Raw genomic sequence first — 19,910 nt, forward strand, 5'->3', positions numbered from 1 at the left:
GGCTCTGCGGCCTGCCCGTCGCCGCCCTCTGGGAACTCTGACCCCACCCCACCCCCCCCCGCCCCACCCCCCCAGCCGAGTACGCAGATAATGGGCGTACTCGGCCGTTTCGGGCGGACTTTCTGCGTACTCGGCGGGGGCGCGGGTCAGGCGCGCTCGACGGGGGCCTGGAGCTCGGTGACCCAGTCGGGGGCGGGGGTGTGGCCCGTCGCCTCGAGGTAGACCTCGCGGGAGGGGCCGGCGACGCGGTAGCCGTCGGCGACCAGCTGCTCGGTGAGCGCCATCCACGAGTCGCCGATCCCGCTCATGTCGCCGCGGTGCAGCAGCGTCGCGGCGAGCGGGACCGCGGGCAGCTCCACCACCTCGTAACCGGCGCCGGGCCGGGGCGGGTTCTCGGCGGGGTAGGAGATGTGCACCTCCAGGCGCTCGTCCTCCCTGGCCTCGTACCAGAACACGGACGGCTCCAGGATGGGCCGGCCCGCGGCGGCGAGAGCGCTGTCCAGGCCCTCGATCAGCGGGCCGATCATCGGGCCGACGTACTCGGGCCCCGGACCGGGGGCGGTGCCGCTGACGGCGTAGACGGTGACCGCATCCAGCGGCCGGTACTCGACGGGTGTCGACATGATCTCTGTTCCTTCCAGGATTCGGAGACGCCGCTCGAGCCGGTCGAGCCGGGCGCTGTCCTCGGCGATCCCCGCGCGCAGCTCCGTCCGGCGTTGCCGCAGAACCGCCGCGAGGGCGGGCCGCTGGTCGTCGGATGCGAGGACGGCGGCGATGGCGTCGAGGCCGACCCCCAGCTGCCGCAGCTCCACCACGCGCAGCAGGTCGGCCAGCTGCGCGTCCGAGTAGAAGCGGTAGCCGCTGCGCTCGTCCACGCGGGCGGGCGGCAGCAGCCCGATCGCGTCATAGTGCCGCAGCATCCTGACGCTGATCCGGCCGATCGCGGCGAACTCTCCGATGGTGTACATGGTGGAGACCACGCTCCAGCCTGACACGGTGTGAGGGTCAAGAGCCGGATCGCGAGCCTTGTCCGCCGTCGCGGCGCGCGATTGGATGGCCGCATGAACATCCACCGGCAGATCGTCGTGTTCGACACCCCCGACCTCGACGGGGAGGCGGGCTTCTGGGCCCGCCTGCTCGGCGGCGAGGTCACCGACACCGAGGACGCGGGCTGGCGCACCGTGCGCGTCGGCGGCGAGCCGCGGCTCGGCTTCCAGCTCGCGCCCAACCACGAACGGCCGGACTGGCCGGACGGAGCGCAGCAGCAGCTGCACCTGGACCTCTACGTCGACGACATCCGCGAGGCGCACGAGCACGCGATCGCCAGCGGCGCGCGTCTGCTGCGGCCGGCGGACGACCTGGACGCCGACGGCGGCTTCCAGGTCTACGAGGACCCGTCCGGCCACCCGTTCTGCCTCTGCTGGTGAGCGCGATGCAGGAGCTCCCCGCCCTCGCCGTCACCGGCGTGACCGGAACGGTCGGCCGGCTGACCGCCGACGCGCTCGCCGACGCCGGCGCGCCGTTCCGGATGCTCGCGCGCTCGCCGGAGCGCGCACCGCACTTCCCCGACAGCGCCGTCGTCGCGTGCTCCTACGGCGACGCCGCCTCCGCGCGAGCGGCGCTGGAGGGCGTGCAGACGCTGTTCATGGTGTCCGCCGCCGAGAACGCCGAGCGGCTGCGTGAGCACGAGACGTTCCTGGAGGCGGCGGCGGAGGCCGGCGTCCGGCACATCGTCTACACGTCGTTCTTCGGCGCCGCCCCGGATGCGACGTTCACGCTCGCGCGCGACCACTACGCGACCGAGCAGCGCATCCGGCAGCTCGGCATCGGTCACTCCTTCCTGCGTGACAACCTCTACCTGGACTTCGTCGAGTTCATGGTGGGCGAGGACGGCGTGATCCGCGGTCCGGCGGGGGACGGGCGGGCAGCGATGGTGGCGAGGGCGGACGTCGCCCGCGTCGCCGCGGAGGTGCTACAGCATCCCGCCGAGCACGCCGGCGCGACGTACGACCTGACCGGCCCGGAGGAGCTGACCATGGCCGAGGTCGCGGAGAAGCTCGCCGGGCATTTCGGTCGTGCGATCTCGTTCCACGACGAGACCATCGAGGAGGCGTACGAATCCCGGAAGAAGTGGGACGCGCCGGACTGGCAGTACGACGCGTGGGTCTCCACGTACACGGCCATCGCCGCCGGCGAGCTGGCCGGGGTGAGCGGGGCGGTCGAGCGGGTGACCGGCCGCCGTCCCCTCTCACTCGACGAGTACCTGGACACCCGCCGGATGCCGGTCGACTCGTGACGAATGTCGTGAATATCCGCCGGATAGCCGACATTCGTCACGAGTCGACGCGGAGGATCAGTGCGAGCGCGTCGGGATCACCTTCGACACGGCGCCGGTCGCCGGGTCGAGCAGCACCTCGCGCTGCTGCGGGTGCGACCAGTCGAACAGGCCGCCGATCGAGCCGGCGCGGGTATCGAAGGACGCGTCCCCGATCCGGCCGGTGTGCCAGTTCTGCTCGATGAAGCGCAGCACGCTGGCCTGCTCGATCGGGGAGTGGTCGATGCTGTTCTTCGCTGCCCACGGCGAGACCACCAGGAACGGCAGGCGCTGGCTCGGGCCGCAGCGGTCGGCGTAGCCGCCCGCGACCTTCTTCACGCTCGTGCACACGGTCGAGTCGACCGCCGCGTCGCTGGAGCCGTTGGTCACCTTCGGCGCGACGTGGTCGTACCAGCCGTCGGAGTCGTCGTAGGTCACGACGATCGCGGTGGAGGACCAGCTGTCCGACTTCTGGATCGCGTTGATCTCGTTCACGAGGAACTTCTGCTCGTCCAGCGGGTCGGAGTAGCCCGCGTGGCCGTCCTGCGCCTCCGGCGCCTTCAGGAACGAGACGGCGGGCAGGTTGTCCGCCTTCAGGGCCGCGTCGAACGCGGTCAGGTCGTACTGGTGGTTGGCCCGGTCCGTGTGCCCGATCGCCTTCACCGAGGTCGGCGCGAGGTGGTGCGGGTTGGACGTGGACGCGTAGTACGAGAACGGGTTGTGGTGCGGCGAGTAGTCCTTCGGGGTCGCGCCGCCGATGTTCGCGGTGGTCGCGTCGCACTTCGCGTAGCCGCCGCTGGTGCCGTCCCACGCGGTGGTCGGGGTGAAGCCGCCCTGGAACCAGCCCCAGGTGACGCCGCGGGAGTTGAGCAGGTCGCCCACGTTCTTGCCGCTCATCCCGACGACGGCGGACGAGGAGGTGTGGTCGTTGTCCGAGCAGTCGTCGTAGGCAGGGTCGGGGTCGCCGATCACGGTGCCGACGTGCTGCGCGTTCGGCGACTGGATGGCCGTCGAGGACGCGAGAACGGCGCCGGTCTTCGGGTCGTACGCGGTGCCTCCGTGCGTCTGCCCGGAGATCAGGTTCAGCGCGCCCGGGGTGGACGGGCCGAACGTGGTGTCCCACATGTTGTCGCTCATGGCGTAGTTCTGGGCGTAGTTCCAGAGCCCGGTCACCGTGTTGCCGTCGTAGTAGTCCATGACGAGGCCCGGCTCGCCGAACGCGCCGGTGCAGGTGTCGGTCTCGGTCTTCTGGACGAACTGGTCCATCGTGCCGCCGTTCACGGCGGCCTGCTCCGCGGCGTAGCCGTGGTTCTGGTCGCACGTGAGGGCCTGCGCCGGGGTGAGTCGCGCCGGTGCGTACAGGTTGGGGTTCTTCGTGAGCGCCCCGCTGGTGACCAGCGTGTTCGCCTTCGGGGTGTTCTTCGCCGCGGTGAACGGCGTGCCGTCGGTGTTGGCGGCGGCGGGGTAGGTGCCGAAGTAGTGGTCGAACGAGATGTTCTCGTCGAAGATCACGACCAGGTGCTTGATCGGGGTCCGGGTGTGGGCGGAGGTGGCTGGCGTCCCGTGACCGGGAGACGCGATCGCGGGCGCGCCCGCGAGGATGCCGGCGCCGGCGAGCGCTGCTGCGCCGGCCAGGGCCAGGCCGGCGAGCCCGGCCGGGTTGCGGCGCAGACGGGGGAGTCTGGACACGATTCCTGCTTCCTTCTCGTTGGTGGGTGTTACCGGTGTCCTCCGGCCGGCTCAGGCGAACATGCCGCGGCCGAGCCAGTCGGAGGAGTCGCGGGCTCCGGGGAGCGCGAAGTAGTAGCCGCCGCCGAACGGCTGGATGTAGTCGACCAGCGGTTCGCCCGCCAGCCGCTTCTGCACGGTGACGAACTGACGGTCGAGGTCCTGGTTGAACGCGACGAAGACGAGTCCCATCTCGAGCGTCCCGTTCGTGTCCACGCCGCCGTCGTAGTTGTACGCGCGGCGCAGCATCCGCTGGTCGTCCGTCGCCGTCGTGCGCGGGTTGGCCAGCCGGATGTGCGCGTCCAGCTGGATGACGTCGCCGGTCGGGTCGTTCTCGTAGTGCGGGTCGTCGTGCTCGGCGGATGCGGTGAGCGGGGCGCCGGTGTCGCGGCGCCTGCCGATCATGTTCTCCTGCTCGTGCAGGTTCACGCGGTCCCAGAACTCCACGAGCATCCGGATGACGCGCACGACGTGGTAGCTGCCGCCGGTGACCCACGCCGGCTCCGCGCCGCCGCCCTTCGCCCAGACCAGCCGGGACATCAGCACGGCGTCGCCGGTGTCGGGGTTGCTCGTGCCGTCCTTGAAGCCCATCAGGTTGCGCGGCGTCCCGCTCGGGCGCGGCGGCGAGACGAAGCCGTCCTGCCGCCAGCGCACGCCCATCCCGCCGCGGGTCGCCCGAGCGATCTCGCGGACCGCGTGGGTCACGGCGTCGCGGTCGTCCGCGCAGACCTGCAGCAGCAGGTCGCCGTCGCACACCTCGCGCCGCAGCGCGTCGTCCGGGAAGGCGTCCATCGCCCGCAGGCGTGCAGGCTTCGCGTCGGCGAGGCCGTAGCGGCCGTCGAACAGAGACGCGCCGACCGACAGCGTCACGCTGAGACCGTCGGGCTCGACCGTCGGGCCGAGAACGCCGGAGTCGCGCGGCGGCGCGGTGAGTCCGGGGTCGGGCGGCGTGCCCCCGGTGCTGAGGAAGCGGGCGCGCTCGGTGATCGTCCGGAACAGGTCGGCGAGCTCGGCGCGGTTCGCCGCGGTGGCGTCCAGCGCGACGAAGGCGGCCGCGCGCTGCGGCGGGGTCAGGATGCCCTGCTGGTGCTCGCCGTGGAAACCGAGCGCGCGGGCGGACGCGGACGACGCGGCGGGCCGGTCGGCCGCCGCCGCCGAGCCGTGCGCGCCGAGCGTGCGGGCGGCGGCCAGCGTCCCGGCGACCCCCGCGGCGGCTCCCGCGCCGGCCTGCAGCAGGTCGCGTCGTGCGATCGTCATGCGTCCCTCCTCGGATCGCAGATGGCGGCGACCGGGGCGAGCAGCTCCGCGGTCCGGCTGACGGCGGCGTCGACGCGCTCGCGCTGCGCCGCACCGAGGGCGGTCAGCGCCGGCCACGCGCCGTTCGTGCGCAGGCTCCGTACGAGCGCCTGCGTGGTCTGGAGGGCGCGCTCGGTCTCGGCGAGTCCGGAATAGCGCGACGCGAGGATGCCGTGCAGCGGTGCGAGCGCCTGGGCCGCTCCGGTCAGGTCGGCGTCGACGGTCGCGAGCTCCGTTCCGGAGCCGGCGTCGGCCGCTCCGGTGAGCACATCCCGCAGCGCGTCCTCGACGATCTCGTGCGCGCGGAGACCGATGTCGCCCGGGTCGATCCTCGCGCCCGGGAACGCCGTGATCAGCGAGTCGACGTCCGAGAGGAGGGTCCGCGCCGCGACCGCCGCGCGGACGGTGTCGCCCGCCGCGCCGCTCGCCGCGCCGCCCGGCCAGAGCGCCGCTTCGACGGCGTGGAACCCGGTCGGCCCCGATCGCGGCAGCCCGTCGATCGCGTCGCCGAGGTCGCCGAACGCGCCGTAGGCGGCGCCGAGCGTCTCATAGGTGGTGTGGGCGGTCAGCCAGTCGCGTCGCGCGGCCGATAAGTCGCCCTCCTCTGCGTCGGCCGCGACGGTCGCGACCTGCTGGCGCAGCGCGGGCAGCCGGGACGCGACCCAGGTGCCGTAGGCCTTCGCCGCCGGGATCAGGTCCGTCCGCGTCACCGGGACGATGCCTGGCGTCAGCGCGGACCCCGGCGGCGCAGGACCCACCCGCACCGCCGGCCCGTGCACCGGGTCCGCGTCCGCCGGCAGGCAGACGAACCGGTACCGTCCGGTGCCGAGCGTCACCCGCGCCCCGGCGTGCGCCCCGGCGCCGATGCTCTCCAGGTCCAGGTAGACCTTCTTGCTGTCGACCGCCTGCAGATACACCTCGATGCCGGCGACGGTCGTGTTGGTGACCCGGAAGGACTGGTCGCCGCCCGCGGCGCTGCCTGCCTCGCCCCAGCCGCGTCCGCAGTCGTCCAGGCCGGCGCTCACCGCGACCGTCTGCGGCGCACCGGATGCTGCGTTGACCGCGGCCGGACGGGCGACGACGGTGAGCACGACGGCGACCACGATCAGCGCGGAAAGTACCCCGAAGAGCGCGGTGAGCCGGGCGCGCTTCGACATGGTTGCGATCCTAGGAGCCGTCCGTCCGGCCGGATCCCGGCTTCATCCGCTGTTCACCGAGCGGTCACGACCTGTACCCCGAACGGGGGTGGGACGATCGCGTATTGGGCATTTTCGTGAGAGCGCTCGCATGTGAGTATCGCGGCATGAAGGACTCGAATGCCACTGGGGTCGCCGAGCCCGCGTCGGCGCACGGTCCCGGCCGTGCGCCTGCAGGAATCCCGCTGACCATCCGCCTGGGCGAGCGCGAGTACGCCAACCTCGTCCGCATCGCCCGCCACCGCGAGACCACCGCGGCCGCCCTCGTCGAGCAGCTGGTGCTGCACGCCCTCCACCGCGCCGACGTCCCCCCGCCCGCCGAGTCGCACCCCGCTCGTAAGCACACCACCTACGAGCAGGCGACGAGCGGATTCCGCGTCGACGAACTGGTGCACGCCTCCTCGGAGGTCTGACCGGACTGCACCGTAGCCACACCCGCCGCGCTGTGCCTACCGTGAGCGCGAGCACGGTGGCGAGCCCGCCGCCGTCCTGACGAAACGGGGTGCGTCATGAGCGACACGCGTGTCACGGGCTGGGTCGGCTGGGCCTGGTTCGCGTCCATCCTGCTGTTCATCGGAGCGGCGATCGACCTCTTCTACGGTTTCATGGCGATCTTCGGGCCGGACACCGCGTACTTCGTCGGCAAGGAGGCTCTGGTGAGCTTCAACCTGCAGGCGTGGGGCTGGTGGTCGGTGATCATCGGCGTCCTGCTGCTGCTCGCCGGCGTCTTCCTGATCCGGGGCGCGCTGTGGGCCAGGATCTTCGCGGTCGTGATCGCCGCGCTGAACGCGGTCACCCAGCTGATGTCGCTGCCGGCGCAGCCGTGGTGGTCGATCGTGATGGTGACGGTCGACATCCTGGTGATCTACGCGGTGACCGTGCACGGCAGGGAACTGCGCTCGCTCTCCCACAGCTAGCCGCGCTCTCTCCTCCCGCCCCCCTCCGCCGCCGAGTACGCAGAAAGTGGGGCAGAAACGGTCGAGTACGCAGAGAATCTGCGTACTCGACCGTGTGGGTCTAGAGGTGCGGGATGGTGGAGCCCCGGATGACGAGGCGGACGGGGAGGCGCTCGGTCCCGGGGGCGAGGGCGGCGCCGTCGATGGCGTCGAAGAGGCGGCGGGCGGCAAGGCGGCCGAGCTCCTCCAGGTTGTTGTCGATGCTGGTCAGCTCCGGCCGGGAGTTGGTCGCGAGCACCTGCCAGTTGTCGTAGCCGATCACCGCCACGTCCTCCGGGACGGAACGGCCGAGGTCGCGCAGCGCGTCGATGACGCCGCGCGCGATCTGGTCCGAGCCGGCGACGATGCCGTCGATGTCTGGGTGGCGCCGCAGCAGCATGGAGGCCGCGTCGCGTCCCCAACCCTCCGTCCACGACGAGAACAGCGGCTCGCCGACGGCCTGCAGGCCCGCGTCGGCGATCGCGTCGCGGAAGCCGGCGGCCCGGTCCTGGGCCGCCGCGTAGGCCGGGTCGCCGGTGATGTGGGCGATGCGGGTGCGCCCGCAGGCGATGAGGTGCTCGACGGCCATCCGTCCGCCTGCGACATTGTCCGGGGTGAGCGAGTGGTCGGCCGGGTCGTCGGAGGGGGCGTAGGCGTAGACCACGGGGACGGGCAGCTCGTGCCCGAGCGAAGGGCGAGGGTCGGTCTGCCTGCCGACGACGATGATGCCGTCGACCCGGCGGCCCAGCAGCGCGTTCAGGTGGTACTGCTCGCGGATCGCGTCGCCGCGCGCGTCGCACAGGAACACGTTCACCTGGCCGGCGCCGAACGCATCCTCCGCACCCATCAGGATGGGGATGACGAACCGGCCCTCCAGGTCGCTGGTGAGCAGGCCGACCGTCCCCGTCCGCCCCGCGGTGAGGCTCTGCGCGAGGGCGTTCGGGGTGAAGCCGACCTCTTCCGCGGCGGCGATCACGCGCGCCCGCGTCCGCTCCGCGACGTCCGCGCGGCCGTTGAGGGCCTTGGAGGCGGTGGCGATCGAGACGCCGGCGGCGCGCGCGACGTCGCTCAGCGTCGCCGTCCGGAACTCCGTCATCGCCCGCTCCCAAACTTTTCGGTGGTTTTCGTAAAACTACATCATCCAAGTGCTTGACAGTCAACGTGGGACAGCGATTTACTTGCACACACAGTCCGAAACCCATTTCGGAAGTTTCACCAGCCGATGACGCACCACCTCCCCTCGACGATGAGCACCCAGGAGATGCAATGACGAAACCCCACCCCCGCACGCGACGCATCGTCGCTGCGGCCCTCGCGGGAGCGCTGGCCATCGCGCTCGCCGCATGTTCTTCAGGCACCGGCAACGGTTCCTCCGGAAGCCAGACCATCAGCAAGGACGGGACCGACGACGGCAGCACGCTGACGCTCTGGACCCGCGCGCCGCTCGAGAAGCAGGCGAAGCTGCTGGTCGAGGCCTACAACAAGAGCCACAAGAACCAGGTCGAGCTGACCGTCGTCCCGAACGACGACTACGTGGCGAAGGTCGGTGCGGCCGCCGGATCGAACGGCCTGCCCGACCTCTTCGCCGCCGACATCGTCTACGTGCCGAACTGGGTCAAGCAGGGCCTGTTCCAGGACATCTCGAAGCAGATCGACGGGCTCTCCTACAAGGACGCCATCAACAAGGGCCACCTGAAGGCGGGAACGATCGACGGCAAGGAGCACGTGCTCCCGTTCGTCCTCGACCTCTCGATGATGTTCTGGAACAAGCAGCTGTTCACCGAGGCGGGTCTCGACCCGGAGAAGGCGCCGGCGAACCTCGCGGAGTACGCGGCGGACGCCAAGAAGATCCAGGCGCTGAACAAGCCGGACACCTACGGCACCGCCACCGGCCTGAACTGCGGCGGCTGCCTCGTCTTCACGTGGTTCCCGAGCGTGTGGGCGGACGGCAAGCAGGTGATGAACGAGGAGGGCACGAAGTCCCTGCTCGACTCCGACACCGCCAAGGACGTCTACAGCACCTGGCAGGACCTCTGGAAGTCGGGCGCCGTGCTCCCGTCGTCCAAGGACGAGACCGGCCCCACCTGGACCGCCGGCTTCACCGAGGGCAAGGTCGGCCTGATGTTCTACCCGGCGACCCTGCTCTCCTCCACGAAGTTCGACGTCGGCGTCGCCGGCATCCCCGGCCCCCAGGGCGGCGGCTCGACCTTCGTCGGCGGCGACGGCATCGGCATCTCGAAGGACTCCAAGAAGGCCGCCCAGGCCTGGAACTTCCTGCAGTGGATGATGTCGGAGGACGCGCAGGTCGGTGTCCTGGCCAAGGACAACGACGTCGTCTCCCGCTCCGACCTCGCCAACAACGAGTACGCGGCGAAGGACCCCCGCCTGGTCACCATCAACGAGGTGGCCGGCAAGGGCGACACCCCGATCTCGCTGAACTTCCAGGAGGCCTTCAACGCGCCGAACAGCCCGTGGCTGACGCTCGTGCGGAATGCGGTTCTCGGCGACGGGAAGTCCGTCGACAAGGACAACTCCGAGATCACCTCGGTGCTCTCGCAGTAGCGCACCGGCCGGGGCGGGACGCTGCTCCCGCCCCGGCTCCCTCCACCGACAGACGGCCAGACGAAAGGCATCCCATGACCGCCAGCGCCACGGTGGCCGACCGGCCATCGCGCACCGCCCGTCCCCGCCGCAGGCGCAGCTCCGGCCGCTGGCTGGGCTGGCTCTACGCCTCGCCGACGGCACTGTTCGTGCTCTTCCTGTTCCTGGTGCCGCTGCTGCTCGTCCTGCAGATGTCGGGATCGGACTGGCCGCTGCTCGGCGGCAACCAGGGCGTGAACTTCCCCGAGAACTACGCCAAGGCGGTGACGAACCGCTTCTTCACCGACTCCGTCGTCTTCACCGTCACCTACACCGTGATCACCACGGTCATCCTGCTCGCGCTCGCCCTCGGCCTCGCGCTGCTGGTCCAGGAGTCGACGCGCTGGAAGGGCTTCCTGCGCACCGCGATCCTGGTGCCGAGCGCGCTCGGTCTCGCGTCGGCCTCGCTGCTGTTCTACGTGCTCTACTCCCCGATCGCCGGTCCGTTCGCCGACCTCATGAAGGCGTGGGGGTTCACGTTCCTCGGTACGCCGGCGGGCGCGCTCTGGTCGACGGTCTTCCTGATCGTGTGGCGGTACGCGGGCTTCTACATGCTGCTGATGCTGGTGGGCCTCCAGGGCATCCCCGACGAGGTCTACGAGGCCGCGCGGATCGACGGCGCCGGACGCTGGCAGACGTTCCGCGGCGTGACGCTGCCGCTGCTGCGGCCGACGCTCGCGCTCACCACCGTGCTCTGCGTCACCGGCTCGCTGCTCGCCTTCGAGCAGTTCTACATCCTGACCAAGGGCGGCCCGGACAACAGCACGATCACGGTCGTGCAGCTGATCTACAGCGTCGCCTTCCAGGGGCCGAACAACCTCGGTGTCGCCGCGGCGCTCTCGGTGATCGTGCTGATCGCGCTCGTCGTCGTCAACGTCGCCCAGATCCGGGCCTTCGGCCAGAAGGAGGACGCGCTGTGAGCGCAGGCACCCTGACCCGCGACCCCCGGACGGCGGATCGCCCGCACGCCCGCCACGACGCCCGCCGCCGGCACAGCCGCCTGTTCGGCGTCGCCACCCGCATGCCGTACTGGGTGCTGACCGGCGGACTGGCGCTGATCTTCCTGTACCCGCTGATCTGGACGGCGGTGTCCTCCATCGCCCCGCGGCCCGGCACCAGCCAGACCGACGGCTGGGGCCTCGGCAACTACGCGTCGCTGGCGAACTACCAGGCGGGCATCTGGGTCTACATCGGCAACTCGCTGTTCGTGTCGCTACTGACCGTGCTGCTGACCCTCGTCGTCTCGCTGTTCGGCGGCTACGCATTCGCCCGCTTCCGCTTCCCCGGCCGCAACGTGCTGTTCATGGCGACGCTCGCCATCCTGATGGTCCCGTACGCGACGCTGCTCATCCCGCTCTACGTGCTGCTCAACCTGGTCGGCCTGTCGAACTCGCTGGTCGGTGTCGCCCTCGTGCTCACCATGTTCCAGCTGCCGTTCGCGACGTTCATGATGCGCATCTCGTTCGAGGCGGTGCCGCGCGAGATGGACGAGGCGGCGATGGTGGACGGCTGCTCCACCTTCGGGTCGCTGTGGCGCGTGCTGCTGCCCGCAGTGAAGCCGGGCCTCATCACGGTCGGCCTGTTCGCCTTCCTGGCGGCCTGGAACGACTTCATCGCCCCGCTCATCCTCATCAACGACTCCAACCGGATGACCCTTCCGCTGGCCATCTCGAACCTCCGCGGCCAGGTGCAGGGCGTCGTCGACTACGGCGCCACCGAGGCCGGGGTCGTCGTGCTCGCCCTGCCGTGCATCCTGCTGTTCCTCCTCCTGCAACGACACTACGTGCGCGGCTTCCTGTCCGGCGCCTTCAAGGGATGACCATGTCACTGATCAAGACCACCGCCCCCGTCGCACCCGCCGTGCCGTCCACAGGACGGCTGCGCCCCCTCGGCCTCGGCGAGGTGCGTATCACCGGCGGGTACTGGGCCGGCCGGCAGCGCGTCAACGCGACGGCGACGCTCGCCCATATCGCGCACTGGCTGGAGCGGGAGGGCTGGCTGCCGAACTTCGACCTCGCCGCTGCCGGCCGGCTGCCGGACGGGCGGCGCGGCCGCGAGTTCTCCGACTCGGAGGTCTACAAGTACCTGGAGGCCGTCGCCTGGCAGCTCGGCAGGGACGACGATCCCGCGCTCGAGGAGACCTTCCGGAACACGGTCGCCCGGGTGGCGGCCGCCCAGGAGCCGGACGGGTACCTGGACACCGCCTTCGGGCGTCCCGGGCAGGCGCCGCGCTGGTCGGACCTGGAGTGGGGCCACGAGCTGTACTGCGCCGGACACCTGTTCCAGGCGGCCGTCGCCCGCGCCAGGACCAGGCCGGGCGCCGACGACGGCCTGCTCGCCGTCGCCACCCGGCTCGCGGACCTGATCTGCGACGTGTTCGGCGAGGACGGCATCCGGTCCGTCTGCGGGCACCCCGAAGTGGAGACGGCCCTCGTCGAGCTCGGCAGGGTGACCGGCGAGCCGCGCTACATCGAGCAGGCGCGCCTGTTCGTCGAGCGCCGCGGGACCGGCGTGCTGCGCGACATCGAGTGGGGCCGCTCGTACTACCAGGACGACGTCCCGGTGCGGGAGGCGGACGTGCTGCGCGGGCACGCGGTGCGCGCGAACTACCTCTCCTCGGGAGCGGCGGACGTCGCGGCGGAGACCGGTGACGGGCCGCTGCTCGCCGCCCTCTCCCGGCAGTGGGCGAACACGGCCGCACGGCGCACGTACATCACCGGCGGCCAGGGGTCGCACCACCAGGACGAGGCCTTCGGCGACGACTTCGAGCTGCCGCCGGACCGCGCGTACTCGGAGACCTGCGCGTCCATCGCGTCCATCCAGTTCAGCTGGCGGATGCTGCTGGCGGAGGGGGACGCGGCCTACAGCGACCTGATCGAGCGCACCCTCTACAACGTGGTCGCGACCTCGCCGTCGGCGGAGGGGACCGCGTTCTACTACGCGAACACGCTGCACAGGCGCACGCCGGGCGAGCCGGCCGACCCGGACACGGTGTCGCCGCGCGCGGAGGCGTCGCTGCGGGCACCGTGGTTCGAGGTCTCCTGCTGCCCGCCCAACGTCGCCCGCACCCTGGCGAGCCTGGACGCCTACGTCGCGACGGCGGGGGAGGACACCCTGCAGCTGCAGCAGTACGCGCCGGCGACGATCGTCACCGTGCTCGGCGGCGGGGAGCGCGTGGAGCTGACCGTCGAGACGGAGTACCCGGCGGACGGCCGGATCGCCGTGCGGGTCGACCGCGACGCGGACGCGCCGTGGACCATGCAGCTGCGGGTCCCCGCGTGGGCCGACGGCGCCGTGCTCACCGATCCGGACGGCGCCCCGACGACGGTGCGGCCGGGCTATGCCGCCGTGACCCGCGCGTTCCGGGCCGGAGACGTCGTGACCATCGACCTCCCCGTCGCCCCGCGCTTCGTGCGAGCGGACCCGCGCATCGACGCGGTGCGCGGCAGCGTCGCCGTCGAGCGCGGTCCCGTCGTCTACGCGCTGGAGTCCGTCGACTTGCCGGAGGGCTGGGACGACGTTGCGACGGCGCTGGCCGACACCGGCCGGCCGCCCAGGGACGAGGCGGGCCGGGTGGTGGTCGACCTCGCGCGCCGCACGCCGCCGGAGGCCGCCTGGCCGTACGCGGGGCAGCAGCCGGAGGCCGCGGACGCGCCCGTCGCCGTGCCGCTCGTGCCGTACCACGACTGGGCGGAGCGCGGCCCGTCCACGATGCGGATCTGGATCCCCGCGAGCTGACCGCTTACCCGCTCCGCGCCCGGTGTGAACCCCTGTCGTTCTCGCCGGGCGCGGCGTACAAACCCTGCCATGAGAGCACTCACCTGGCAGGCGACCAAACAGCTCGCCGTGATCGACGCACCGGAACCGCGCATCGAGGAGCCGACGGACGTGGTGATCCGCATCACCTCGACCGCCATCTGCGGCTCCGACCTGCACCTGTACGACGTCCTCGGACCGTTCCTCGCGAAGGACGACATCCTCGGGCACGAGCCGATGGGCATCGTCGAGGAGGTCGGGTCCGAGGTGACGAGGCTCGCCGTCGGCGACAGGGTGGTGATCCCGTTCGTCATCGCGTGCGGGCACTGCCACTACTGCCGGCTCGGGCTGACGACGCAGTGCGAGACGACCCAGAACTACGACACCGGGACCGGCGCGAGCCTGTACGGCTACACCGAGCTCTACGGCTCGGTCCCCGGCGGGCAGGCGGAGCGGCTGCGCGTCCCGCTCGCCGACTTCAACGCGCTCAAAGTGGGAGCGGAGCTGCCGGACGAGCGCTACCTGTTCCTCAGCGACATCCTGCCCACCGCGTGGCAGGCGGTGCAGTACGCGCAGCTGCCGGAGCGCGGTGTGCTCGGCGTGATCGGGCTGGGCCCGGTCGGCCAGTTCGCGGCCCGGATCGGCGTCCACCTCGGGCACCGCGTCGTCGCCGTCGACCCGGTCCCGGAGCGCCGCGCGATGGCCGAACGGCACGGCGTCGACACGTTCGACCTGGACGACGAGGCGGCGGTCTGGCTGCGCGAGGCGACCGACGGCCGGGGGCCGGACGCGGTGATCGACGCGGTCGGGATGGAGGCGCACGGCAACCCGGGGACGGCGCTGACGCAGTCCATGGTCGGGCTGCTCCCCGACCCGGTCGCGAAGAAGCTGATGACGACGGTCGGCGTGGACAGGCTGGCCGCGATGATGCTCGCGATCGACGCGGTCCGGCGCGGCGGCACCGTGTCCCTCGCCGGCGTGTACAGCGGCGTCGCCGACCCGGTGCCGTTCATGACCATGTTCGACAAGCAGCTCGCCCTGCGGATGGGCCAGTGCAACGTGCACGCCTGGCGCGACGCCATCCTGCCGCTCGTCGAGGACCCGGCGGACCCGCTCGGCACGGAGGACATCGTCACCCACCACGCGTCGCTGGAGCAGGCCCCGGAGATGTACGACCTGTTCCGCGACAAGAAGGACGGCTGCGTCAAGGTCGTCCTGCACCCCTGACGCGGCCGCGCGGATCATGACTGCGGCATCGTGGAACGTCTGCCGCTGCGCGCGCAGGGGCACACGTTCCGTGGAGGCGCAGTCTCTCGAAAGCCTCAGTCCGCGAGCTCCACGATCAGGCGGAGCACGAGCGGGCTGCCCAGGATGCGGAAGTGCCCGCCGACCGGCACCGGGATGTTCCTGGCACCGTCCAGCCGCGAACCGCCGGGGATGTGCGGGTCCCACCAGCCCCACACCGACACGATCCGGCCGACGCCGGCGTCCGTTCCTGACACGCTGCGCAGCTCGGCGGCGCCCGGCCGCAGCGCGCGGACGGCGGCGAGCGGCACGTACCGGGCGAGCGTCGACCCCGAGAACGGCGCGGCGACGGTGACCGCCCGGCGGATGCGCTGCTCGACCCCCGGTGTCGCCAGCAGCAGGCGCGCGACCAGTCCGCCCTTGCTGTGGGCGACGATGGTCACCTCGCGCAGGTCGAACCGCTCCAGGTGCGCTCGCACCCGGTCGGCGGCCTCCGTCAGCGACATCCGGTTGTCCCCGAGCGCGGAGATCACGTGCACCGGGTGCCCCGCCGCGTGCAGTCGCCGCGCCAGCGGGCGCAGGAACCGCCAGGTCTCGTAGATGCCGGGCAGCAGCACGACGGGGGAGCCGCCTCCCGTGCCGTCCACGAGCGCCTCCGGCAGGCTCCGGTCGAACAGGGCCGCCAGCTGGTGCCGCAGCACGTACTCGTAGTCGAGCAGGAGCACGCCGACGCGGCGCAGCAGGGTCATCACGCCGCAAGCATCGCCCGGAATCCGGTGGTTGCCAAGCGGCCCACGCGGTGGGATGCTCTCGCCATGAGCGACGTGATCGCCTTCGTCTTCTGCTTCCTGCTCTTCCTGGTGGGCCTGTTCCTCCTGGGCCTGGCCGACACGCTCCCCGCCTGGCAGGGCCTGGTGTTCTTCGTCGGGATCGTGTGCGTCGCGCTTTCGTTCGGCATCCCCGTGCACCTGCTCGGGCATGCCGATTAGCGGGCTCCGGCCCGCGGCTATCATGGCGGGATGACGGAGCACCGGCCGGCGACGCTGAAGGACATCGCCGCCCTGGCCGGGGTGTCGCTGGCCACCGCGTCCAAGGCGCTCAACGGCCGCCAGCACGTGCGCGCCGAGACGCGCGACCGGGTGCGGCGCGCGGCGGAGGAGCTCGCGTTCGTCCCCAACCCGCTCGCCCAGGGCCTCTTCGCGGGCCGGACCGGGACGGTCGGCCTGATCACGAGCGACCTGGACGGCCGCTTCTCCATCCCGATCCTGATGGGCGCGGAGGACGCGTTCGGCGCCGGCAGCATGTCCGTGTTCCTGTGCGATGCGCGCGGCGACAGCATCCGGGAGCAGCACCATCTGCGCGCGCTGCTCTCGCGCCGGGTGGACGGCATCATCGTGCTCGGGGACACCGCGAACCCGCGCTCGTCGATCGGCCGCGACCTGCCGGTCCCTGTCGTGTACGCGTACGCGCCGTCGACCGACCCGGCCGACGTGTCCGTTGTCAGCGACAACGTGACGGCGGGCCGGCTCGCCGCCGAGCACCTGCTCGCGAACGGGCGGTCGCGGATCGCCTACGTCTCGGGAGACGTCGGCTACGACGCGGCGCGCGACCGCGTGGCGGGCGCGACGGAGGCGCTCGCCGCCGCCGGGCTGGAGCTGCTCGGCGGCGAGGCCCTGTACGGCGCGTGGAGCGAGGTGTGGGGGCGCGGCGCTGTGCACGGGCTGCTGAAGCGCTTCCCCGACCTGGACGCGGTGCTGTGCGGCTCCGACCAGATCGCCCGTGGCGTCCTCGACGTCCTGCACGAGACCGGCAGGAGGGTCCCGGACGACATCGCGGTGATCGGCCATGATAACTGGGAGCAGCTGGCGACCCAGGCGCGCCCGCCGCTCAGCACGGTCGACATGAACCTGCAGGAGGTGGGCAGGGTCGCCGCGCGCCTGCTGGTGGATGCGATCGGCGGCGCCGCCGGGGCCGGAACGCACCTGGTGCCGTGCCGGCTCGTCATCCGCGAGTCGACGCTCGCGGCGCTCTGAGCGCGCCGGCGGTCAGAGGTCGAGCAGCCCGCGCCGGAACCCCTCGGCCACCGCGGCGGCGCGGTCGCCGACGCCGAGCTTCGCGTAGATGCTGAGCAGATGCGTCTTCACGGTCGCCTCGCTCAGATGCAGCCGGGCGCCGGCCGCCCGGTTCGTCGCTCCGTCCGCGACCAGGGCGAGCACCTCCAGCTCGCGCGGGGTCAGCAGGCTGTCCTCGGCCGCGCGCACCCGGCCGACCAGGCGCGACGCGACGGACGGCGCGAGCACCGCGTCGCCGACCGCAGCCGCCCGGATCGCGCGCAGCAGGTCGGCGCGCGGGGCGTCCTTCAGCAGGTAGCCCGTCGCTCCGGCCTCGATGGCGGGCAGCACGTCGGCGTCGCCGTCGAACGTGGTCAGCACCACGACCCGGCTCGGGACGCCGAGGCGGGTGAGCTCCCGGATCGCTGCGACGCCGTCCATGCCGCGCATCCGCAGGTCCATCAGCACGACGTCGGGCAGCAGGGTGCGCGCGAGGCCCACCGCCTCCGCGCCGTCGGAGGCCTCGCCGACCACCTCGATGTCGAGGTCGGACGCCATCATGCCGACGATGCCGTCCCGCACCACCGGGTGGTCGTCGACGACCAGCAGGCGGATCGCGCTCATGCCGGCACCTCCGCCCTGATCGCGGTGCCGTGGCCGGGCCGGGACTCGATCACGAGCCCGCCTGCCACCGAGGCGATCCGCTCGCGCATCGCGACGAGGCCGTAGCCGCCGCCGTCGGGATGCGTGTCCCGGTCCTCCAGCCCGGCCGGTTCGAAGCCGCGACCGTCGTCGCGCACCTCCAGCCGCGTCCCCGCCGCGGTCGAGCGCAGGTCGAGCCGCACCCGGTGGGCGCCGGAGTGCCGCTCGACGTTGGCGAGGGCCTCCTGGGCGGTGCGCAGCAGGGCGACCTCGACATCCATCGGCAGTGAGCGGGCCGCGCCGGCGAGCGTGACGTCGGCGGGGATGCCCGTGCGAGCGGACCAGTTCCGCGCCAGCTGCTCGATCGCCTCCGGGAGCCGCGCGGCGTCCAGCGCGGCCGGCCGCAGCGCGCGCACCGACCGTCGGGCCTCGGCGAGCCCGTCCCGCGCGAGGGCGAGCGCCGCGGCGGTGTGCCGCGCCCGCCTCTCCTCGTCCGGTGCCTCCTCGGCGGCCTGCAGCTGGGTGACGATGCCGGCGAAGCCCTGCGCCAGCGTGTCGTGGATCTCCCGCGCCAGCCGGGACCGCTCCGCCTCGGTCGCCCTGCCCTGCACCTGTCGCTCCGCCAGCCGCAGCGACCAGGACAGCCCGCACATCGCCACGACGTTGAGCACGACGATGCCGATCGTCCCGGCGATGCCCACGGCATCGTGGCCGAGCGACGAGCTCTGCGCGACGGCGGCGACCACCGCCGTCGCACCGACCGCCAGCAGCTCCCACGGCCAGGCGAGCAGCGAGTACGCGAAGGTGAACGTGGCGATCGTGAGGAAGCCGAACCAGCTCTCCTGGAGGACGAGCGCCAGGTTCAGCGCGATCAGGCCCGCCATGAACACCGAGAGGACCGCGCCGTTCCTGCGGAGCGGGGGCGGCAGCAGCCGGAAGCAGACGACCACCGCTCCGTACGCGGCGCACAGGGCGAGGGTTGGCACGAGTAGCCGCGCATCGCCCCACCGCACGGCGACGGTGAACGCCACCATGACGCCGAGCACGACGTACGGGGCGAACACCAGGACGGTGCGCCAGCGCGGGTCGATCACGTACACAGACCTTACGCGTCGCGCCGGAACGCGGCACCCGCGCGCGGCAGGTTGGCCAGGATCGCGACGGGCAGCACCAGCGCGCCGCACACCGCCTGCTCGACCCGCACCCAGTCCGGCAGGAAGCCGGGGATGGCGACGATCACGACGACCGCGAGCACGACGATCGGGGCGATGATCCGCAGCCGCACCCACGAGGCGCGCGAGCCGCGGGCGGCGAACACGCCGAGCAGGAGCAGGACGACGGAGCTCGCCAGCACGAACGAGCTGCGGATCCAGACGGCGATGTCCACGCCGACTCCGACGGAGGCGAGCACGGCGAGGAAGGCGATCATCGCGGCGCTCACGGCGAGGAAGCACCAGAGCAGCACGAGGATCGGACGGAAGAGCGCCCGGCGCGAGGTCGCGGCCGCGGGGCGGATGGTGTGTGTCTCGGTCATGGCTCCAGCCTCGCCACGCGCGGCCCGGCCCGGATCGACCGATCGGCTGGCTCCCGGCACCGTTCGGTGGGCGCGTGCTGCCGCACGCCCTCTAGCCGCCGCCCGCGCGTGCGCGGTACCCTCCCCGCGTGACCGAAGGGCACACGAAGGGGGCACCATGCGGCGGAGCGCGGCCGGACTGAGAGCGGCGGGTGTGGTCCTGCTCGCCGGCGCACTGCTCGCCGGCTGCGCCGGAACGCCGAGCGGAGCCGCCCTCGTCGGCACCTGGGGCTCCACGGCCAGCAAGCAGCCGAACCTCACCATCGAGAACGACGGAACGTTCTCCGGAACCGACGGCTGCAACCGGCTGTCCGGCAAGGGCTCGATCGACGGCGACACCATCACGTTCGGGCCGATGGCGAGCACGATGATGGCGTGCGAGGGCGTCGACGAGTGGCTGGGCAAGGCGGCCACCGGAACCGCCAAGGGATCGACCATGACGGTCTACGACGACAGCGGCAGCACGATCGGGACTCTCGAGAAGTCGAACTGAGCCGCGACAGCGGGCTGCCACCCGAGGCAGGAAGGAGCAGC

Annotated in this window: 21 protein-coding genes; 12 read left to right on the top strand and 9 right to left on the bottom strand. The window is 72.0% G+C overall.

The window, feature by feature from the left end:
- Positions 1-146: 146 nt before the first annotated feature.
- Positions 147-995 (bottom strand): MerR family transcriptional regulator, encoded by an 849-nt coding sequence (locus ACTHMF_RS13970; RefSeq protein ID WP_314148384.1) that lies wholly within the window; start codon positions 993-995, stop codon positions 147-149.
- A gap of 66 nt (positions 996-1,061) precedes the next feature.
- Between ACTHMF_RS13970 and ACTHMF_RS13975 the strand changes: the two genes are divergently transcribed.
- Positions 1,062-1,427, top strand: a complete 366-nt coding sequence (locus ACTHMF_RS13975) for a VOC family protein (RefSeq protein WP_440318407.1) — start codon at positions 1,062-1,064, stop codon at positions 1,425-1,427.
- A 5-nt stretch (positions 1,428-1,432) separates the two neighbouring features.
- Positions 1,433-2,296 carry an SDR family oxidoreductase gene (locus ACTHMF_RS13980; protein WP_440318523.1) on the top strand — a complete coding sequence of 288 codons (864 nt, stop codon included), beginning with the start codon at positions 1,433-1,435 and terminating at the stop codon, positions 2,294-2,296.
- Between the two features lie 57 nt (positions 2,297-2,353).
- Here the strand turns inward: ACTHMF_RS13980 and ACTHMF_RS13985 are convergent, their stop codons facing one another.
- The 3 genes from ACTHMF_RS13985 to ACTHMF_RS13995 are packed head-to-tail and all read right to left on the bottom strand — an operon-like array spanning position 2,354 to position 6,495.
- Complete coding sequence (locus ACTHMF_RS13985; RefSeq protein WP_440318408.1) at positions 2,354-4,003, bottom strand: phospholipase C; 1,650 nt, start codon at positions 4,001-4,003, stop codon at positions 2,354-2,356.
- Between the two features lie 51 nt (positions 4,004-4,054).
- The gene (efeB, locus tag ACTHMF_RS13990; RefSeq protein ID WP_440318410.1) at positions 4,055-5,299 is read right to left on the bottom strand and encodes an iron uptake transporter deferrochelatase/peroxidase subunit; all 1,245 of its coding nucleotides are present in this window, start codon (positions 5,297-5,299) and stop codon (positions 4,055-4,057) included.
- Positions 5,296-6,495: an imelysin family protein gene (locus ACTHMF_RS13995; protein WP_440318412.1), complete on the bottom strand. Its 1,200-nt coding sequence runs from the start codon at positions 6,493-6,495 to the stop codon at positions 5,296-5,298. Before ACTHMF_RS13995 ends, efeB begins: the two co-directional genes overlap by 4 nt.
- A gap of 146 nt (positions 6,496-6,641) precedes the next feature.
- Between ACTHMF_RS13995 and ACTHMF_RS14000 the strand changes: the two genes are divergently transcribed.
- Both ACTHMF_RS14000 and ACTHMF_RS14005 read left to right on the top strand, forming a co-directional pair.
- Entirely contained in the window at positions 6,642-6,947 is a 306-nt protein-coding gene (locus tag ACTHMF_RS14000; protein ID WP_314148752.1) for a hypothetical protein, read from the top strand.
- A 96-nt stretch (positions 6,948-7,043) separates the two neighbouring features.
- Positions 7,044-7,451 carry a DUF7144 family membrane protein gene (locus tag ACTHMF_RS14005; RefSeq protein WP_314148753.1) on the top strand — a complete coding sequence of 136 codons (408 nt, stop codon included), beginning with the start codon at positions 7,044-7,046 and terminating at the stop codon, positions 7,449-7,451.
- A 100-nt stretch (positions 7,452-7,551) separates the two neighbouring features.
- Here the strand turns inward: ACTHMF_RS14005 and ACTHMF_RS14010 are convergent, their stop codons facing one another.
- Positions 7,552-8,565, bottom strand: a complete 1,014-nt coding sequence (locus tag ACTHMF_RS14010) for a LacI family DNA-binding transcriptional regulator (protein WP_440318415.1) — start codon at positions 8,563-8,565, stop codon at positions 7,552-7,554.
- 170 nt (positions 8,566-8,735) lie between these two features.
- On the opposite strand from ACTHMF_RS14010, the gene ACTHMF_RS14015 reads away from it, so the two are divergent.
- The 5 genes from ACTHMF_RS14015 to ACTHMF_RS14035 all read left to right on the top strand — a co-directional run bounded on the left by ACTHMF_RS14015 (position 8,736) and on the right by ACTHMF_RS14035 (position 15,092).
- Positions 8,736-10,031 carry an ABC transporter substrate-binding protein gene (locus ACTHMF_RS14015; RefSeq protein ID WP_314148755.1) on the top strand — a complete coding sequence of 432 codons (1,296 nt, stop codon included), beginning with the start codon at positions 8,736-8,738 and terminating at the stop codon, positions 10,029-10,031.
- Positions 10,032-10,105: 74 nt separating this feature from the next.
- A complete protein-coding gene (locus tag ACTHMF_RS14020) occupies positions 10,106-11,029 on the top strand; it encodes a carbohydrate ABC transporter permease (protein WP_314148756.1) in 924 nt (307 codons plus the stop codon).
- A complete protein-coding gene (locus tag ACTHMF_RS14025) occupies positions 11,026-11,928 on the top strand; it encodes a carbohydrate ABC transporter permease (protein WP_440318417.1) in 903 nt (300 codons plus the stop codon). Before ACTHMF_RS14020 ends, ACTHMF_RS14025 begins: the two co-directional genes overlap by 4 nt.
- Positions 11,929-11,930: 2 nt before the next feature.
- Positions 11,931-13,847 carry a glycoside hydrolase family 127 protein gene (locus tag ACTHMF_RS14030; RefSeq protein ID WP_440318418.1) on the top strand — a complete coding sequence of 639 codons (1,917 nt, stop codon included), beginning with the start codon at positions 11,931-11,933 and terminating at the stop codon, positions 13,845-13,847.
- A 69-nt stretch (positions 13,848-13,916) separates the two neighbouring features.
- On the top strand, positions 13,917-15,092 hold the full coding sequence (locus tag ACTHMF_RS14035; protein ID WP_314148758.1) for an alcohol dehydrogenase catalytic domain-containing protein: 1,176 nt from the start codon (positions 13,917-13,919) through the stop codon (positions 15,090-15,092).
- A 95-nt stretch (positions 15,093-15,187) separates the two neighbouring features.
- On the opposite strand, the gene ACTHMF_RS14040 is transcribed toward ACTHMF_RS14035, so the two are convergent.
- Positions 15,188-15,859: an esterase/lipase family protein gene (locus ACTHMF_RS14040; protein WP_440318525.1), complete on the bottom strand. Its 672-nt coding sequence runs from the start codon at positions 15,857-15,859 to the stop codon at positions 15,188-15,190.
- A 66-nt stretch (positions 15,860-15,925) separates the two neighbouring features.
- Between ACTHMF_RS14040 and ACTHMF_RS14045 the strand changes: the two genes are divergently transcribed.
- On the top strand, positions 15,926-16,099 hold the full coding sequence (locus ACTHMF_RS14045) for a hypothetical protein (RefSeq protein ID WP_440318420.1): 174 nt from the start codon (positions 15,926-15,928) through the stop codon (positions 16,097-16,099).
- A gap of 30 nt (positions 16,100-16,129) precedes the next feature.
- Positions 16,130-17,143, top strand: coding sequence for a LacI family DNA-binding transcriptional regulator (locus ACTHMF_RS14050; RefSeq protein WP_440318422.1), 1,014 nt, complete (start codon positions 16,130-16,132; stop codon positions 17,141-17,143).
- 12 nt (positions 17,144-17,155) lie between these two features.
- Here ACTHMF_RS14050 and ACTHMF_RS14055 read toward each other — a convergent pair whose 3' ends face one another.
- Genes ACTHMF_RS14055 through ACTHMF_RS14065 form a run of 3 tightly spaced genes read right to left on the bottom strand, consistent with a single transcriptional unit; the run spans position 17,156 to position 19,337 of the window.
- Positions 17,156-17,785: a response regulator gene (locus ACTHMF_RS14055; protein WP_440318423.1), complete on the bottom strand. Its 630-nt coding sequence runs from the start codon at positions 17,783-17,785 to the stop codon at positions 17,156-17,158.
- The gene (locus ACTHMF_RS14060) at positions 17,782-18,897 is read right to left on the bottom strand and encodes a sensor histidine kinase (protein WP_440318425.1); all 1,116 of its coding nucleotides are present in this window, start codon (positions 18,895-18,897) and stop codon (positions 17,782-17,784) included. Before ACTHMF_RS14060 ends, ACTHMF_RS14055 begins: the two co-directional genes overlap by 4 nt.
- 11 nt (positions 18,898-18,908) lie before the next feature.
- The gene (locus tag ACTHMF_RS14065; protein WP_440318427.1) at positions 18,909-19,337 is read right to left on the bottom strand and encodes a hypothetical protein; all 429 of its coding nucleotides are present in this window, start codon (positions 19,335-19,337) and stop codon (positions 18,909-18,911) included.
- A 193-nt stretch (positions 19,338-19,530) separates the two neighbouring features.
- Between ACTHMF_RS14065 and ACTHMF_RS14070 the strand changes: the two genes are divergently transcribed.
- A complete protein-coding gene (locus tag ACTHMF_RS14070; protein WP_440318429.1) occupies positions 19,531-19,869 on the top strand; it encodes an META domain-containing protein in 339 nt (112 codons plus the stop codon).
- Positions 19,870-19,910: the final 41 nt, after the last annotated feature.

Origin of the sequence: Leifsonia sp., from assembly GCF_051955155.1 — a bacterium.
GTDB lineage: Bacteria > Actinomycetota > Actinomycetes > Actinomycetales > Microbacteriaceae > Leifsonia.

Bases quoted from the DNA above. Each gene is read 5' to 3' on its own strand.
- ACTHMF_RS13980 (WP_440318523.1), top strand. From the start codon at position 1,433: ATGCAGGAGCTCCCCGCCCTCGCCGTCACCGGCGTGACCGGAACGGTC.
- ACTHMF_RS14065 (WP_440318427.1), bottom strand. From the start codon at position 19,337: ATGACCGAGACACACACCATCCGCCCCGCGGCCGCGACCTCGCGCCGG.
- ACTHMF_RS13995 (WP_440318412.1), bottom strand. From the start codon at position 6,495: ATGTCGAAGCGCGCCCGGCTCACCGCGCTCTTCGGGGTACTTTCCGCG.
- ACTHMF_RS14015 (WP_314148755.1), top strand. From the start codon at position 8,736: ATGACGAAACCCCACCCCCGCACGCGACGCATCGTCGCTGCGGCCCTC.
- ACTHMF_RS14010 (WP_440318415.1), bottom strand. From the start codon at position 8,565: ATGACGGAGTTCCGGACGGCGACGCTGAGCGACGTCGCGCGCGCCGCC.
- ACTHMF_RS14055 (WP_440318423.1), bottom strand. From the start codon at position 17,785: ATGAGCGCGATCCGCCTGCTGGTCGTCGACGACCACCCGGTGGTGCGG.
- efeB (WP_440318410.1), bottom strand. From the start codon at position 5,299: ATGACGATCGCACGACGCGACCTGCTGCAGGCCGGCGCGGGAGCCGCC.
- ACTHMF_RS14050 (WP_440318422.1), top strand. From the start codon at position 16,130: ATGACGGAGCACCGGCCGGCGACGCTGAAGGACATCGCCGCCCTGGCC.
- ACTHMF_RS14030 (WP_440318418.1), top strand. From the start codon at position 11,931: ATGTCACTGATCAAGACCACCGCCCCCGTCGCACCCGCCGTGCCGTCC.
- ACTHMF_RS14035 (WP_314148758.1), top strand. From the start codon at position 13,917: ATGAGAGCACTCACCTGGCAGGCGACCAAACAGCTCGCCGTGATCGAC.
- ACTHMF_RS14005 (WP_314148753.1), top strand. From the start codon at position 7,044: ATGAGCGACACGCGTGTCACGGGCTGGGTCGGCTGGGCCTGGTTCGCG.
- ACTHMF_RS14040 (WP_440318525.1), bottom strand. From the start codon at position 15,859: ATGACCCTGCTGCGCCGCGTCGGCGTGCTCCTGCTCGACTACGAGTAC.
- ACTHMF_RS14045 (WP_440318420.1), top strand. From the start codon at position 15,926: ATGAGCGACGTGATCGCCTTCGTCTTCTGCTTCCTGCTCTTCCTGGTG.
- ACTHMF_RS14000 (WP_314148752.1), top strand. From the start codon at position 6,642: ATGAAGGACTCGAATGCCACTGGGGTCGCCGAGCCCGCGTCGGCGCAC.
- ACTHMF_RS14020 (WP_314148756.1), top strand. From the start codon at position 10,106: ATGACCGCCAGCGCCACGGTGGCCGACCGGCCATCGCGCACCGCCCGT.
- ACTHMF_RS13975 (WP_440318407.1), top strand. From the start codon at position 1,062: ATGAACATCCACCGGCAGATCGTCGTGTTCGACACCCCCGACCTCGAC.